Source organism: Pantoea sp. Fr-CA_6, from assembly GCF_024520895.1.
GTDB lineage: Bacteria > Pseudomonadota > Gammaproteobacteria > Enterobacterales > Enterobacteriaceae > Pantoea > Pantoea agglomerans.
Genome location: NZ_JALNPO010000009.1, coordinates 19,073 through 35,166 on the forward strand (window position 1 = coordinate 19,073; position 16,094 = coordinate 35,166).

At 57.9% G+C, this 16,094-nt stretch carries 9 protein-coding genes; 3 read left to right on the forward strand and 6 right to left on the reverse strand.

Translation table 11 applies throughout. The features are described from left to right. Positions 1–9: 9 nt before the first annotated feature. The gene (gene ppiC / locus NR201_RS15995; RefSeq protein WP_033759445.1) at positions 10–291 is read left to right on the forward strand and encodes a peptidylprolyl isomerase PpiC; all 282 of its coding nucleotides are present in this window, start codon (positions 10–12) and stop codon (positions 289–291) included. Here ppiC and NR201_RS16000 read toward each other — a convergent pair whose 3' ends face one another. Then, a complete protein-coding gene (locus NR201_RS16000) occupies positions 292–2,352 on the reverse strand; it encodes an AsmA family protein (protein WP_122459508.1) in 2,061 nt (686 codons plus the stop codon). 284 nt (positions 2,353–2,636) lie between these two features. Between NR201_RS16000 and NR201_RS16005 the strand changes: the two genes are divergently transcribed. Together NR201_RS16005 and NR201_RS16010 are read left to right on the forward strand one after the other, a co-directional pair. Next, entirely contained in the window at positions 2,637–3,569 is a 933-nt protein-coding gene (locus tag NR201_RS16005) for a sugar kinase (RefSeq protein WP_111534717.1), read from the forward strand. Positions 3,570–4,092: 523 nt separating this feature from the next. Further along, positions 4,093–4,965: an alpha/beta hydrolase gene (locus tag NR201_RS16010; protein ID WP_111534683.1), complete on the forward strand. Its 873-nt coding sequence runs from the start codon at positions 4,093–4,095 to the stop codon at positions 4,963–4,965. 2 nt (positions 4,966–4,967) lie between these two features. Here NR201_RS16010 and NR201_RS16015 read toward each other — a convergent pair whose 3' ends face one another. From NR201_RS16015 to bcsB, 5 genes are all read right to left on the reverse strand, one after another. Continuing rightward, positions 4,968–6,458 (reverse strand): pitrilysin family protein, encoded by a 1,491-nt coding sequence (locus NR201_RS16015; RefSeq protein ID WP_256849960.1) that lies wholly within the window; start codon positions 6,456–6,458, stop codon positions 4,968–4,970. A gap of 246 nt (positions 6,459–6,704) precedes the next feature. Beyond that, entirely contained in the window at positions 6,705–7,994 is a 1,290-nt protein-coding gene (locus tag NR201_RS16020; RefSeq protein ID WP_010257403.1) for a dicarboxylate/amino acid:cation symporter, read from the reverse strand. A gap of 225 nt (positions 7,995–8,219) precedes the next feature. Beyond that, positions 8,220–10,226 carry a biofilm formation regulator HmsP gene (gene hmsP, locus NR201_RS16025; protein WP_073970695.1) on the reverse strand — a complete coding sequence of 669 codons (2,007 nt, stop codon included), beginning with the start codon at positions 10,224–10,226 and terminating at the stop codon, positions 8,220–8,222. A 116-nt stretch (positions 10,227–10,342) separates the two neighbouring features. Further along, positions 10,343–13,810, reverse strand: a complete 3,468-nt coding sequence (gene bcsC / locus NR201_RS16030; protein WP_256849961.1) for a cellulose synthase complex outer membrane protein BcsC — start codon at positions 13,808–13,810, stop codon at positions 10,343–10,345. After that, entirely contained in the window at positions 13,803–16,091 is a 2,289-nt protein-coding gene (gene bcsB, locus NR201_RS16035; RefSeq protein ID WP_256849962.1) for a cellulose biosynthesis cyclic di-GMP-binding regulatory protein BcsB, read from the reverse strand. Before bcsB ends, bcsC begins: the two co-directional genes overlap by 8 nt. Positions 16,092–16,094 lie beyond the last annotated feature (3 nt).

A 16,094-nucleotide genomic window follows, 5' to 3' on the forward strand; every position in this document is an offset into this window, starting at 1 on the left:
GATACCAACATGGCGAAAACCGCGGCGGCTTTACACATCCTCGTCAAAGAGGAAGCGCTGGCAAAAGAGATACTGGCAAAACTGGCGAAGGGTGGCAATTTCCAGCTGCTGGCAAAGAAGCACTCAACCTGTCCTTCCGGCCGGAATGGCGGCGATCTGGGCGAGTTCCGGCAGGGACAGATGGTGCCGGCCTTTGATAAAGCGGTCTTTACCTGCCCGCTGCTGACGCCTTACGGGCCGGTAAAGACCGGCTTTGGTTATCACATTATCAAAGTACTCTATCGCAACTAGTTACTTCTTCTGCTTCATCTGCTGCAGGACGGTGCTGCACTGGTTGTCTTCGTTATCACTAGGAGAGATCAGTGCCAGCAGCGCCGCCGCCGGGCCGACTACTGCGCCCAGTGCCACTGCAGCAGCACCACGTGCCAGCAGTGGCCCCGTTTTCACGCCCGCATCAGGATTTTTAAAGGTGCCACGCACGTAGAGCGGGGAGCGCAGCGTTACGATGCGGACGCCCTTACTCTCCGGATTCACCGACAGATCCAGCCGCTCACTGGCGAAGTTCGCGTTGCCTGACACGTTGATAATCGCGTTCTCGGTATCAAACACAAACAGGTTAGGCGTCGCCACACCGTTCTGCAGTTTGAGATCGGTGGCGGCGCAGTTGATGCGCACCTGGTCATCGCCAAACAGTTTGCCCACCACGTAGTTACCGACGTTGAGTCCGGCAATTTCCATCAGGCTGCGGCTGATCAGACCATCATTCATCAGCAGCTTAAGTTGCCCGTTGCTGGTCGCCAGCAGATCGGCTACGGAGTTACCGGTGCCAGTAAAGCTGGCATCGCCATTGAGCTGGCCACGGCTGTTCTTCATCGCCTCCACATTCGGGAAGAGCTGACGCAGCTGCAGCTTACGGACATGAAGATCAACCCGGCCACGCATCGGCGAGTGATCGCCCTCCAGCCGGATAGTGCTGTTGAGATTGCCGCCCGCCACACCAAAGCGCAGCGGGTCCAGCAGCAGATCACCGTTTTTGAGCTGTAAATGGGTATAGAGATCGCTTAACGGCAGTGAATTGCTGTGTTCGATCCGTTTGCCGCTGAACTTCACGTCGGCATCCATCACGTCCCAGTTTTTGGTTTCGAATTTATCGTGTGGCAGCACGCGGTCTGCGGGCTGATTCGATTTCTCCCCGCGCCGGGCTTTGGCCTGAGCCGTTTTTTCACTACCTTTGCCAGAGTCGACCCCAATCAGCGGCCCCAGATCGGCCATGCGCAGTTGCTCAGAGGTCAGCTCGCCGCTGAGTGTCGGGCGGGGTTTGACCTGACTGTAGATCAGCGAGCCATGAATATCGCTGTCGCCAATATGTCCGTTGAATTTCTCATAGCGGTAGACCGCGCCCTTTTCGCCGCTGAATTTTGCAATCAGATGGCCGTCGGTTTCATAAGGTGGCGTGTCAGGCAGCAGGACGCCGGTCAGGCCATAGAGATTGGCCAGCGTATCGCCCGAGAAGCGCAGTCGCACGTTAAGCCCGCCGAGGTTCATCGGATCCTGCAGACCGCCGGTCACCTGAACGCGGGTGGTGCCGTTGCGCAGATCGGCCTGAATCGGGAACGGGGTGTTCTGACTGCGCAGTGACAGCATGCCGCCAATCTTACCGTCGCCGCTGAGTGACTCATTGTTATAAGTGCCCTTCGCCTGCCAGCCAAAGACGAAGTCGCCTGCGCCCTTCTGCTGGTCATTGCCTCCGGCAATCTGCGTATACGGCACCGGTTTACCCAGCGGATTAACCTGCACCGTGACATCTGCGCGGTTAATGGCATCGCGATAACGAATCTGGCCCTGATCGAACAGAATATTATCCAGACGGAATGACCAGGCCGATGGCGCAGCACTCTTCTCATCCTTGCCGCTATTGGCAAGGGTAAAGGTCCAGTTGTTCTTTTTATCCGCGGTCTGGATCAGACGCGCATCCGGCCGCTGCAATTTAATCCACGGGATGAACAGTTCTTTGTGCAGCAGCGACAGCGGTGACAATGTGGCATCGACCCGCTGCAGATGTACCATGGTGACGTCAGCAATGTCAGGCGGATTCCCCAGCATGATATCTTCCGCATGGATCTGCGGCCACGGCACCCAGCGCCGCCAGCCTGTTTCGTCGCGATTTCGTGCCCAGTCGATACCCAGATCCCCGCGTATCGCAAAGGGGCGGTTTAACTCGGTTGAAACTTTTTGATTGATGGTGGGCTTCAGGCGATTCCAGTCAAAGGTCGCGATGACGACGATAATCACCACGATCAACAACACCAGAATTCCTGCTACCCAGCTGACTATTTTCCCGGTACGCGACATTACGCTTTCTCCTTGCACATTCACGGTCTGCGTTAAAGATAGTCGAGACCGCGGGCAACAGCATCAGGGAAGCGGGATAGTAAGATGATTCAATTCAGAAAAAGGGGTTTCTCAGCCATTTCGTTAGCATAAGCGGTAAAAAAAGCCGACATTCCCGGCGTTTATCCCCGAGACCAAAGCTAATGGCCGCCTTTAAAGGTAAATTAAAACACCGTTTTAAAACCATTGACGTCTGCCATACCAGACGCGAGACTAAGGCGATATTTCACTACAGGTCTGAAACCATGACGCAGAAAAAAATCGCCATCATCGGCGAATGCATGATTGAGCTGTCCGAAAAGGGTGAGAACATTAAACGTGGCTTTGGCGGCGATACGCTCAATACGGCCGTTTATCTCGCTCGCCAGGTTGATGAGCAGCAGTTACGGGTCGATTATGTCACTGCGCTGGGTACGGATTCGTTCAGCGATCAAATGATCGCGGCCTGGCAGCAGGAGAAGGTCAATACTGACCTGATTCAGCGGCTCGATAATAAAATGCCGGGCCTGTATTTCATTGAAACCGATGCCGACGGTGAGCGCACCTTCTGGTACTGGCGCAGTGATGCCGCCGCGCGTTACTGGCTCGACAGTCCGCAATCAGCAGAGATAGCTGAACAGCTGTCGCACTACGATTATCTCTATCTTAGCGGCATCAGCCTGGCGATTCTGCCGCCTGCCAGTCGTGAAAAGCTGATGGTGCTGCTGGCGCGCTGCCGGGCTAATGGCGGCAAGGTGATTTTCGATAACAACTACCGCCCGCGTTTATGGGCCGATCGGGCCAGCACGCAGGCCGCTTATCGCGCCATGCTCAACTGCACCGATATCGCCTTCCTGACACTGGATGATGAACATCTGCTCTGGGGCGAAGAGCCGCTGGATGACGTTATCACGCGTACCCGCCAGGCGGGTGCCAGCGAAATCGTGATTAAGCGCGGTGCAGACTCCTGCCTGGTGGTCACCGGCGACGCACCGCTGATTGATGTGCCTGCGGTACGTCTGGCGAAAGAGAAAGTGATCGATACCACCGCAGCCGGTGATTCGTTCAGTGCCGGTTATCTGGCTCGCCGTCTGACCGGCGCCTCTGCAGAGGTCGCCGCGCAGCGCGGACACCTGACTGCCAGCACCGTGATTCAGCATCGCGGCGCGATTATTCCGGCAGAGGCGATGCCTGACTGACAGAGCGCTAGCCAGTGTCGTTGATACAGGCACTGATCGTGCCGATGCCAGAAAATGCGCCCGAGGGCGCATTTTTTTAGGCTGCTGGTAACGTCTGGCTGCGTGACTGTAACCGATGCTATCCGTTCCCAGATGAGACTGGCACGTTAGCCCCTGCAGCGTGGCGGTGTGATCCTGACGCTAAAATCATTATGTCGCCTTAAGTACGCACAGCGTGATATCCGGTAAATTGCGGCTAATAAAGCGGGCCGTGCCAGCTATTTACCTTAAGCGGAAAAATTGTGGTTAATAACAGATCCCCTGCGGTCTCCCCCTTCAAGCTCTCTTATAATTTATTGATTAAAATTAATAAGTTAAACAAACAGATCCACCACCAGGCATAGTCCGAATCTGGTCAGATCCCCCCTTTTCGGATGGACGACTGCCTGAAAAAAGACCATCTTTTAATCAAAAGACAGCAGGACGCTGTTCTCTCCGGCCGCGAACAAAACAATTAAAATATTCCCCGCATCAGGATCTATTTATGCACACAGAAATTATTAATATCTGGCCACACGGTGATGCGCCAGGCGCCAGCGATTCGCGCGCACAGCCGCAGATTGTCGACATGGCAAAAGAGTATGAGCCTTACGATCGGGCCGCTACCGGCGTGCGTTGCCCGGAGATGGCGATCTGGCATCCGGTCGAATCAAACGGGATTACCCTGCTGGTCGCACCGGGCGGTGGCTATCAGCGCGTGATGATCGATCGTGAAGGCAGCGCCCTGGCGACATTCTTTACCTCAATGGGCTACACCCTGGCGGTGATGACTTATCGCCTGCCCTATGATGGACATCACGAAGGGCCCGACGCGCCGCTGGCCGATGCTCAGCGCGCGGTACGCGTCCTGCGTGAACGCGCGCAGCGCGGCCTGAATGGTAAATATATCGTCATGATGGGCTTTTCGGCGGGTGGTCACGTGGCTGCCAGTCTGGGTACGCGTTTCGCAGAGAAACTCTATCCGGTGCAGGATGGCGCAGAAAACTTCTCGCCGCGCCCGGATGCGATGGTCCTGGTCTATCCGGTAATCAGCATGCGGGACGGCATCGCCCATGAAGGTGCCAGAACCCGCCTGCTGGGTGCCTGGCCCGATCAGAAAACCATTGACGCTTATTCAATGGAAACCCGGGTTCATCCGCTGGTGCCGCCGACGCTGTTGATCCACGCAGCCGACGATGATGATGTATCAGTGAATCACAGCATGACGTTTTTTGGCGCGCTGCGTGAGCATAAGGTCCCGGCAGAGGTGCATTTCTATCAGAAAGGCGGGCACGGATTTGGGATCCGCGGCGTGGCAGATTTGCCCCTCGCCAGCTGGCCGATGTTAGTGACCGAGTGGCTCAGGGCAAAAACCTGACTTTATGCGGCTGGCGGAACGTCTTTGACGTTGCTATCCGGCGGACTGGCTTCATTGCTGGTCGCCGGTGCCGCTGGCGGTGCCATCACTTTGTCCCAGTTGTTTTGCAGGCTCTTCACGTTGGTTTCCGCTTCGCCTTCCGGCTGAATCAGTACCATCATCAGTTCCTGCGTCAGCTGCTGACGCAGCTCCTGGTTTAACTGTTCGCGGGTCAGGCCGGCCAGGAAAGTCTGACGCAGCTTCTGATACTGCTCAGGTGCGATATCAACTACGGCGTTCTGCTGGGAGCGCAGGCGCTGGCTCATCAGCACATCCGTATCGGTGCGGGCATAGGTGGTAAACAGCTTGTTCAGCTCCAGCAGCTTCTGCGCCATCAGCGCATCAAACTCCTCCTGCGGCAAGCCTTTGTCACGCACGTTTGCCAGCTCACGCGCCACCAGATTCATATTCTGCGCCAGATTTTCGTTGCGTCCATCCAGGTTGATGGAGCACTGCGCACGCTGATAAAGCACACGGCAATCAAATCCCACCTGGATGCCCTGTGCCTTGCTGTCACTGAGCGCACGCTGGACATGCCAGAACAGCGCTTCACGTGCCAGATCGCCCTGCCAGTAACGCTGCAGATTCTGGGAGTCACGAATCGGTTGCCACGGCGTATCCCACACCAGCGAGAGGCGATCCTGCGTCATGTTGCTGCTAACCAGATTTACCGGCTCGTGCGGCAGCGGCGACAGGGTGGGCAGTGGCGCAGGCGTTTCACGTTTACCGGTTAACACCGAGAAGGTTTTATTGATCTGCTCAGAGAGGTTGCGGCTGTCAACATTCCCCACCACGTAGAGCGTCATCGCATCCGGAGTGTACCACTGATGATAAAAATCATTGAGCTGGGTTAAATCAACCGGCGCGCGTGGTTGCGCTGCGGGGTCATGCGCCAGCAGCGCGGAGCCTTTCAGGCGGTAGCGCCACCAGACATCCTGGGTATCTTTCGGCCAGGTCGCCACCGGATCCGATGCCGCCAGCGCGGTATTGACCACCTGTTCGGTGATGGCCATATTGCCTGCCGTGGCCGCCAGCCAGTTCAGCGCTTCTTTCAGCAACTCGGGGCGGTTATTCGGCAGGCTCAGATTATATTGGGTGGAATCATAGGAGGTGATCACAGGTGGCAGCGGATGCTGAGGATCCATCGCCTGTTGCCATAGCGCGCGCTGCTGATGGTTATCAAGCGCGGTGTTGTGCACCATCGCCAGACGCGGCAGCAGATGGCTGAAGCCAGCCTGTTGCGCACTCTCTACCAGCGAGCCGGTATTCACCACCAGCCGCAGTTCAATACGGTCACTGGGGCGTTGCGGTGTGGCCAGTAACTGCCAGTTAAATCCATTATCCAGCTTGCCTTCCTGCCAGGCCGGATCCGGTTGCAGCGTTTCTGCCTGGAGACCAAAGCTGCTTGCCAGCACTAATCCACCAACCAAAAGCCGAATTCTGGTGCCCTGCATGTGAACCCCTACTCAAATAATTCAAATATCGTTATCACTGGCGCATATTGCCGCTGTTATTAACGATTCGGCTGGCGCCGAATCGCGCTGTTATCCAACAACAAAGTGTTTGACCACAGGAAGCTCAGGATGTCGCGTAACGAAGTGAAAAACGTCAAAAAAAACAAGTGGGGTTTATTATGCAAATGCCCGCTGTCAGGGCAAGCGACAGCGGGCATTTGTGGGGATTTAAGTGAAATTCAATGATTAAATTGAAGATTCAGACGCTTTATTCTCCTTATTCCGGCCTGCCAGCGTGTCGGTCAGCTGTTTATGATCCAGCTGATCGACCCACTTCGCCACCACCACGGTCGCCACACCGTTACCGATCAGGTTGGTCAGCGCACGGGCTTCGGACATAAAGCGGTCGATACCGAGAATGAGCGCCAGACCCGCCACCGGCAGATGTCCCACCGCAGAGAGCGTCGCCGCCAGCACGATAAATCCGCTCCCGGTTACCCCCGCCGCGCCTTTGGAGGAGAGCAGTAGCACCACCAGCAGCGTAATCTGATGGAAAATATCCATGTGCGCATTGGTCGCCTGAGCGATAAATACTGCCGCCATGGTCAGGTAAATCGAGGTGCCGTCCAGGTTAAAGGAGTAACCGGTGGGGATCACCAGCCCTACTACCGATTTCTTGCAGCCCAGCTTCTCCATCTTATCCAGCATGCGCGGCAGCGCAGACTCGGAAGAGGAAGTACCCAGCACAATCAGCAGCTCTTCTTTGATATAGGCGATGAACTTAAAGATGCTGAATCCGGCGAACAGGCGTGCAATCAGCCCCAGCACGATCACCACAAACAGAATACAGGTGATGTAGAAGCAGATAATCAGCTGGCCGAGCTGCACCAGTGAGCCCACGCCATACTTGCCGATAGTGAACGCCATCGCGCCAAATGCCCCTATCGGTGCCAGACGCATGATCATGTTGATGATGCCGAAAATCACTTTTGAGAAGCTTTCAATCACGTTGAAAATCAGCGTGCCAGTGTTACCCAGACGATGCAGGGCAAAACCAAACAGAATGGCAAACAGCAGCACCTGCAGAATGTTACCGCTGGCAAAGGCGCCAATCACGCTGTTGGGGATGACATCCAGCAGGAAAGCAACGATGCCCTGCTGTTCTGCCTGTTGCGCATAAATCGCCACGGCTTTGGCATCCAGCGTGGCAGGATCAACGTTCATCCCGGCACCTGGCTGCACCACGTTCACCACGATCAGGCCGATAATCAGCGCGATGGTGCTGACAATTTCAAAATAGAGCAGTGCAACCGCGCCGGTCCGTCCTACCGCTTTCATGCTTTCCATGCCAGCGATGCCGGTCACCACGGTACAGAAAATCACCGGGGCGATAATCATCTTGATTAACTTAACAAAGCCATCTCCCAGCGGCTTCATCTGGGTCCCTAACTCCGGGTAAAAATGGCCTAACAAAACGCCGATGCCAATCGCCATCAGCACCTGGAAATAAAGGCTTTTAAAAAGTGAGGTTTTCATAAACAGGTGTCCACTAACGCCGTGAGGTGATGTTGTCGGATTCGTTATTGTGACTGGCGGGCAACAGAGGTGGCGCCTGACAGTAACCCGAAAATAACACTCTGTTTACGTGATTAATACAGGGTGGCAAACGCCCAGGAAACCCGGGGATCGTAATTCTGAACTGAAACGCTTCAGCAAGGGGTTTTGTAACTAAAATTCTCGCAAAATCAATGAATCAGGCAATTATTGCGGTAGTGAGGAGTTTACGATCCATGCCTGATTAAATCGGGTCAGAGGCAGCGCTTCAGCATACAGATAGCCCTGTCCGATAGAGATGCCGCGCGCCAGCAGCCAGTCACGTTGTTCTGCTGTCTCCACGCCTTCGGCAATCACCTCCAGATGGATAATCTCGGCGATGGCCGCCACGATGCAGACCATGGTGTCGTCATGCGGCAGCGCCGCCACGAAGCTGCGATCCATCTTTAGCTTGTTAACCGGCAACGCTTTCAGCTGATGGAGGTAGTTAAGGTTGGAGTAGCCCATGCCGAAATCGTCCAGAGCCACGGCCACGCCAGTCTGCTGCAACATCCGCAGCATCGATATCGCCTGTTCAGCATCATCAAGCTGAGCCGTCTCTGTCACTTCCAGCACGAAGGTGCCAGGTGCGATGCGGTGGCGCGTCAGCAGGGATTGCAGATGAGAGACCACGCCCGTGTCACGCAGTTGCACAGCGGAAATATTCACACTCAGCGGCAGCATAATGCCCTGTCGCTGCCAGCCTGCCAGAATGCGGCACGCCTCTTCAAACACCCAGCGGCCAATCGCGCTAATCACACCAATCTCTTCGGCACTGGCAATAAACTCTTCGGTCAGACCGTAGCTGCCGTCGGGCTGGCGCATACGCAGCAGCGCTTCCGCGCCGACTAACGTGCCGGTGCGCATATCGACCTGCGGTTGCAGATAGAGGGCGAACTGCTCATTGTGCAACCCCTGCAGAATGTCATGCTCCTGGGTCAGACGTTTTTGCGCGCGCTCGGTTAACGCGGCGTCAAAGAACAGGATCTGATTTTTGCCCTGATGACGGGCCGACATCATCGCTGAGGTCGCGCGGCCAAGCAGATCACTGGCGCTCAGCGGCTGATCATCGCGCAGCGCCAGACCAATGCTGACGTTAGGACGCAGCTGCAGCTGATAAAGGTTGACCGGCTGATTAAGGCGAATCATCAGGTTACGGGCCAGACGCAGGGCGCGGAACGGATTACTGGCGCGCTTCATCAACAGAACAAAGTCGCTGGTCCCGGTCTGCGCCAGCAGAGTATGGTCATCCAGCGTATTACGGATCTTCTCCACCAGCGTCAGCATCAGCGTATCGCGCTGCTCATCGCTCAATACGCCGTTGGCTTCCTGCAGGGTTTCAATGCGGATCACCATCAGCCCCAGCGGCTGTTCCGGGCTGCTCATGAACTGCTCGACCAGCGCCAGAAACAGGGTACGGTTGGGCAGATCGGTCACGGGAAAATGGGTGGTCAGCCGGCTCATCTCATCATGTATCGACTCCAGCACCTGCTGATTGCGGTTGTAGCTGCGGATCAGCATGCCGATTTCATCATCGCGGTGGCTCTGCGGCAGTGACAGCTTATGCGTCAGAATCGACTGCGGCGGCAGCTCCTGCAGCTCCCGCGAGAGATTGCGCAGCGGATGCACCACCAGCCGGTTGATACACCAGCTGATCGCCACTGACAGGATCAGTGCCAGCAGCAGATAGGTGATAATCATGGTCGAGAGCGTGCTGAGAATAAACTGGTAGACGCGCGTCGAGTTAGCCTGCAGCACCAGATAGGCCAGCGGTTTCGGCATCCCGGTATTTTCCACTGAGTAGAGCGGCAGGGTAATCTGCACCGGCAGCTCAAACAGTCGCGCCACCAGACGCGGCACCGGTTTCTCCGTTTCGAAGTCGGCATGCAGAGCCTGAAACGCATTCGGCAGCACCACATCGGCGCGCGATAAAATACCGGCAGGTTTCAGTGAATGGAGAATGCGTTCGGCCTGAGAAATATCGGCGCGCAGTACCGCTTCCGACAGCGGCTGGCGGACGGTGTGTGCGATATTCTCCATCTGCTGGGCGTAGTCAATCCTGCGCTGCTGCACAAAATGAAACAGTTGGATGACGATAAAGATGCTGATGGTGATAACCGCAACCAGCGAAACTGTCGCCATCTGCTTTATCGTAAGTGACCGGCTTACGCGCAAAAATATTCTCCTGACGATGAAAAAAGCCCAGATAGCAGACAGTACAATGCCCGCCAGTATATCCCATAAACTGACTTTTTTACCGTCTGAAAAGTCCGGCTTTTTCCCGGTCGGGATTATTTAAAATCCGCGTAAGGGGTCAGCGGCTGTGGCGGCATATCCAGATCCCCTTCCCAGCCTGCGGCAGAGTAACGCACGTAGATAAGCCCGTGGCTTGGGGTATAGTCTTTTGCCTGTTGAATATCGACGCCCACCCCGATAAACCAGTCGGGTGTGATACGACGTTCAACCACGCCCTGCAGCGTATACCCCGTGCCGCTGCCGGTGCTGCCGGCGGAAACGGGATTGCTGGCAAGGGTAAAGCCGGGATTGACCGGATAGCGCTGCTGCGCATCGGTTTTCGAATGTGACCAGGAAACCGAGCCGCCCAGGTCGAACGACCAGTTTTCTGTCCGCTGTCGCCAGGTGACCGGCACGGAAAAGGAGAGATACTGTTGCGGACTGTAGTAGCCGCCCTGACCGAAGGTGTAATCGCTGAGATCCTTCTGATAGTGCCAGAGCATACTGTTCAGCCCGACGGTGGCCCGGCGATTATCGCTATTAATGAGCTTGTAGTAGTAGCCGGCCATTAAGCGCTCGCGACTGTTATCCGCAACGTTTTTACCGGTGATCTGATGCGCGCTGATGTCGCCCCAGACACCGTGTGCGCCGCCCTGATCGTAACTCAGCCCGATGCTGCCACCCGTTGCCACTACGCCGCCCCAGCTTTTTCCACCGTTGGCTGATGGATCGCGCGCGCCCGCATAGGAAAGCAGCGAACTGGCGATCGGCCGTCGCGAGGCGGTCAGCGTCACGCCAAGATCCCTGACGTCAGTTTTCCAGCTCAGGCCGCCGGTCCAGTTGGTCACCTCAAAGCCCAGCGGCGTGGTACCCAGATCCGCTGACCAGCGGTCATTATGCCAGCCGACGCCCAGCGCAGTGCCCTCGGCGCGCTGACTGGCATCGCGGCTGCATCCGCCGGAACTGGCGTCGTCGCAGCTACCAAACTGCTCGTCGAAGCTGCCGTTGCGGGTGGTAAAACTTCCTGCCGAGACGTCCACCTGGTCGAGACGGAAAAAGCCGCGTCCGTCGGCAAACGGACTTTCCGCCTGCAGCATGGTGGTATGGGCAGTAAAGTCGGAGACCCCAGCCGTACCCTTATTGCGCGAATAGTCCTGCTGCACCGTCAGCGTGGTCTCACGCTGACGATAGAGATCTGCGGTGTCGCTGCGAATACTGCGCTTCAGCCAGTCATCCTGTTCCTGAGAGCGTGTCGCGCGGCTGATACTTTCGCCGCTGCCGATACCGCTGGCCGTCATCGCCTGACGATAATCCGCCAGCGCGATCTCTGGCTGCTGCTGTGTGCGCTCCAGCCGTGCCGCATCACGAAACACCAGTGCCTTATCCTGTGATGGCGGCAGTGACGCAGCGCGCTGCTTCAGGCTGGCAAAGCGCACGGCAGCCTGCGTGGTTTCGCCAACCGCCTGCCATGCCAGCGCGGCGCGGCGATCGGCATTAAGAGTGTTGGGCTGGGCTGGCTGCTGCTCAAGTGCCTGGCGTGCTTCGCTGTTGCGCTGGAGGGCAACCAGCGCTTCGATTCGTCCCAGCGCTGCGTCGCTGTTGTCAGCTTCACCTGACAGCACCTGCTGATAGATCTCCAGTGCCTGCTGCGCGTCCCCGCGAGCCAGCGCCCAGTCGGCCAGCGTCAGGTCGCGTCGGCTGGAAACCGGCTGCTGGTAAAGCAGCGTCACCGCTGCCCGCTCCTGCCCTGCCGCACGAAGCGCTTCGGCGCTGGCAAAAATTTTATCCTGCCCGAGCCGGTCAGCCAGCTCATGCATATTGCTGTTCCACTGCGTTTCAGGCAGGCGATGCAGCGTTACCAGTGCGGCGTCATCATTATCCCGGCTGGAAAGGTAGAGCGCGGCGGCGTAGAGCGCGGTCGCATCGCCGGGATGCTGCTGTTGCAGCGTCGCGATCTGCGCATCCGCCTGTTGGATGGCCCCACCGTCGCGTAGCGCGCTCGCCAGCCGATAACTGAGCCAGACGTCATCCGGCTGCAGCGCCAGCGCCGCCCGATACTTCTCTGCCGCCTGCGGCCATTTATTCTGCCGGGCGAGCGCATCGGCCTCGGCGCGCAGGCTGTCACTGCGCAGCGTGCGCAACGTTCCCGCCATCTCGCGCTGCTGCCCGGCGGGTAGCGTACTGATAAACTGCATGACGCGGGCAGGCGACTCGGCCTGATAAAGCCCGGCCAGGCGACGCACGGTGGTGGTGTTGGTCGCGTCCAGCCGCAGCGCATGCTGCCAGAACAGTTCGGCACCTGCCGCATCTTTGCGCGCCATCGCCACATCGCCCAGGCCAATCAGGGCATAGCTGTCGGTGCTATCAATTTTCTGTGCGGCGCGGTAGGCGCGTTCGGCCCCCTCAACGTCATGCTGCGCCAGCGCCTTATCGCCCTGTTCGACCGCCAGCCAGTAACGGTTAGTCTGCAGCAGTGACTGCCATTTGCCGATCAGCGTACTCTGCTTGCCCGCCTCAACGGCGCGTTCCAGCCAGAGCACCGCCACATCACGATGGCCGGCGCGTGCCTGAGTCTGCCCCATTGCACCCATCAGTTCGGCGTCGTTGGGGTTATCCTTCAGTGCCCGGCTAAGCGCTGCCATCGCATTATTCACATCGCCCGCCTCGACCAGCGCCAGGCCACGCATCCGCTCGCGATAGGCGGGATCGGCGAGCTGCGCCTGCTGCTTCGCCAGCACATCCGCGCCCTGCTGGTGTGCGTCGCCGTCGGTAAAAACAGCCAGGTAGGCGTTTAACTGCGCCACGCTGCTGTCGCTGACCGGCTGATCGTTGATCTGCTGCAGCCAGAGATCGGCGGCGGCGGCGCGTCCGCCGTTGCTGTTTGCCAGCTTTTTCAACTGCGCTATCGCCTGCTCCGGCTGCTGTTGATCAAATGCCATGCGTGCAATTTGCAACTCAACCCCGATATTGCCCGGGTAGCGCTGCTCCAGCGCCTGCAGCTGCTGGTAAGCGACGCTCTCCTGACCGGGAATGCGTGCCAGCAGCCGCCAGTATTCCAGCGCCGTGTTCGCATCCGGAAAAACCCCTCCGAACAACGCTTCGTAAGCACTTTTCGCCTCCGCCAGGCGCCCCGAGGTGGCGAGCAGGCGCGCCTGCTGCAACTGCTGACGCCCATCCGACGATATCAGCGTCAGGCCGACGGCGGATTCACGCGTCGCGGCGGAGTCGGGCGCAACCTTTTTCAGCTGCTCCAGCAGCATCTGCGCTTTAGGGATATCGCCCTGACGCAGCGCCAGCCGCAGGCGAGCCGCCAGCACCTGCGGATTATCGGGATCGATCTTCTCAAGCCGGTAGAGCGATTGCTGCACCAGATCGTATTTGTTGGTCGACTCGCCGGTGCGTACCTGTGACAGCAACCATTCGACCGGCGACACCTCCGATCCGTCGACCGGTGCAGCCAGCCCCGGCAGCGCACTCAGTGCGCCGAGCAGCATGCCTGCCCGCAGCACCTGTGCGTTATTCATCTTCATCCAGTAAACGACGACGGGTAATAATTCGCATCAGACGCCAGGTCATCAGCGCGAACAGCACCACCACAAAGAGTGCGCAGAGTGCCAGCCAGAAGGGATGGACGGAGAGTAGCGACCAGAGACGCTCCCACCACGGCAGATGACCAACGTAGTAGCTCTCTCCCACGCGCAGACTGTTAACCCCTGACTCGCGGATCACCACGGTGGAGCCAGACATCGTGCCACGCTTGCCGCTGTCACCCATCGCCTCGTTGAGCAACTGCCAGCTGCGCGGCGTGCCATCGGCGAGCAACGCGACAACGCTGCGCTGATCGTAAAAAGGTGACTGGAAGCCAATCACCGTTGCCAGCGGGCCGCGGGAGCTGATAGTCGTCGTGCTTTCTGCCGTCTGTTCGCGCTGACTTTGCGGGTTCACCTCCGGAGTGATTTGTCGCACAGGCTCTTTCAGCCAGCTGGCGGTGGCGTCGACCAGCGCGGGGATCCGCTGGTCATCCTGAAGATCTTTGGGGATGACGCCGATCATCAGCAGATCCACATCCTGCTTCTTCGCCGTGGCCCAGTCATCGGTCAACTGAACGCGCAGCGCCGGATAGCCGGTTTGCGCACCCATATTGCCCAACGTATTCAGCAGCGTGCTGACCTGCTCTGCATCGGGTTTTGGCGGCATCAGTACCAGGGTTTGCGCCAGATCGGCGTAGCGGCTGAACGGAAAGCCCGCATTCGCCCAGGCGCGCAGCGACGGCATTTCGATGTAGTGGCGATAGCCGGAAAAATCGATGCTGGAATTGTCGTCCACCACCACATGATGCGTAATCGGCGTTGCGGTTTCGCAGCGCCCATCCGCGTTGCCGCTGATGGTGATGTTGGCGTAATCAAAATCGAAGCGCAGCTGATTCACCACCCCGAGGCGCAGCGCCGGAATCAGCAGCTCATGGCTCTTGTCCAGCATTCCCTGAATCAGCGGAATATGCAGCAGCTGCTGACCCGTCGTATTTTTCGGCGGCAGCGGATAATCCTGAATGAACTGATTATTCAGGTTGACCGCCAGCCGTGAGCCATCCGACTGGAAAGGCGCGGTGTAGCGATAACTCAGATCCATATCGATACCGCGCGCGCGAACCAGGAAGAGATCGGGCGGCAGATTGAGGGTCAGGCTGACGGGATTAGGCTGCACCCCATCAGACTGCAACTGATTCTCATATTGCGTCAGTTCGGCGAAAGTGGTGCGGCGATCGGTCCGCACCCAGTTAGGGGCGTCATAAGCCTGGCGCGGGGAGAGCAGCTTCACGCTGTCGATGGTTGAGGTATCGCCGCGCAGCAGCAGCTCACCCTGGGCGATACCCTGAACCGCCGTCAGCAGGTCCTCATTGTTGCGTCCCAGAATCAGCAGCATTTTTTCATACGGATTATCGGGCTGGCTGACAATCTCTACTGTGGGTTTTGTCACCGGCGGCAGATCTTTCAGGAAATCCGGGCGCGCATCGTTGGTGGCAAACACCACCGCATGCTGCTGTTGCGGCAGCTGGTTATACAGCACCGGGAAACGCTGCCCGCGCCAGCCCGTTTTGCTGCCAAACCAGGAAGCAAGAATGGCGGCAGCCCGCTGCTGCGTGACATCCGGCTGGGCGCTGAACACCATCGGCAGGGTCAGCGGTCGCGTATCCCGCGAATCAAAAAAGGGTTCCGGGAAGTGGGAGAGGTCATTTTTCAGCGGCAGTTTTTGCAGCGTCAGATCGATGCCGCTCTGTTTGCCGATATCCAGCCAGATTGCGCTATTGGCAGGATTTTCACAGACGTTGGCGTAGTGGCCCACCAGCTCGAAACGCACGCGGTTAAAGTCGGCGATGTAACGCGGATCGATCGACAGCTGCGTCTGGATCTCTTTACCCAGCTGTTCCGGCGTCAGGGTAATCAGACCGACCAGCTCATCATTGAGATAAACCTTCAACTGCGACAGCGTCGGCAGCAGTGCGGGCGAAGGCCGAAAGCTGAGGTTCAGCAACGCGCGCGTCACCACCTCATCGCTGCGCACACCGAACTCAATCTGTCCGGTAGTGCGGGTGCCACGCAGCGTCATGCTGCCAGGCGGCGGTGCCAGCTGGGCAAAGCTCAGCTGGCTGTTCCGCAGCGGTGCGCCGTTATCCTGCGGTAAAGATTGCACAGGCGTTACACCATTGATGTTTGCGGGCGCGTCCTCCTGCGCGGCGGCACAGCTTAACGTTGCACTGCCCAGCAGCAGAGCGGCAAACCACCTGTTTACTCTCGGTATCGTCATATC

What these genes read in the sequence shown, in the direction of transcription:
- bcsC (WP_256849961.1), bottom strand. Translation starts at nt 13,810, where the DNA reads ATGAATAACGCACAGGTGCTGCGGGCAGGCATGCTGCTCGGCGCACTG.
- NR201_RS16015 (WP_256849960.1), bottom strand. Translation starts at nt 6,458, where the DNA reads ATGCAGGGCACCAGAATTCGGCTTTTGGTTGGTGGATTAGTGCTGGCA.
- NR201_RS16010 (WP_111534683.1), top strand. Translation starts at nt 4,093, where the DNA reads ATGCACACAGAAATTATTAATATCTGGCCACACGGTGATGCGCCAGGC.
- NR201_RS16000 (WP_122459508.1), bottom strand. Translation starts at nt 2,352, where the DNA reads ATGTCGCGTACCGGGAAAATAGTCAGCTGGGTAGCAGGAATTCTGGTG.
- NR201_RS16020 (WP_010257403.1), bottom strand. Translation starts at nt 7,994, where the DNA reads ATGAAAACCTCACTTTTTAAAAGCCTTTATTTCCAGGTGCTGATGGCG.
- bcsB (WP_256849962.1), bottom strand. Translation starts at nt 16,091, where the DNA reads ATGACGATACCGAGAGTAAACAGGTGGTTTGCCGCTCTGCTGCTGGGC.
- ppiC (WP_033759445.1), top strand. Translation starts at nt 10, where the DNA reads ATGGCGAAAACCGCGGCGGCTTTACACATCCTCGTCAAAGAGGAAGCG.
- NR201_RS16005 (WP_111534717.1), top strand. Translation starts at nt 2,637, where the DNA reads ATGACGCAGAAAAAAATCGCCATCATCGGCGAATGCATGATTGAGCTG.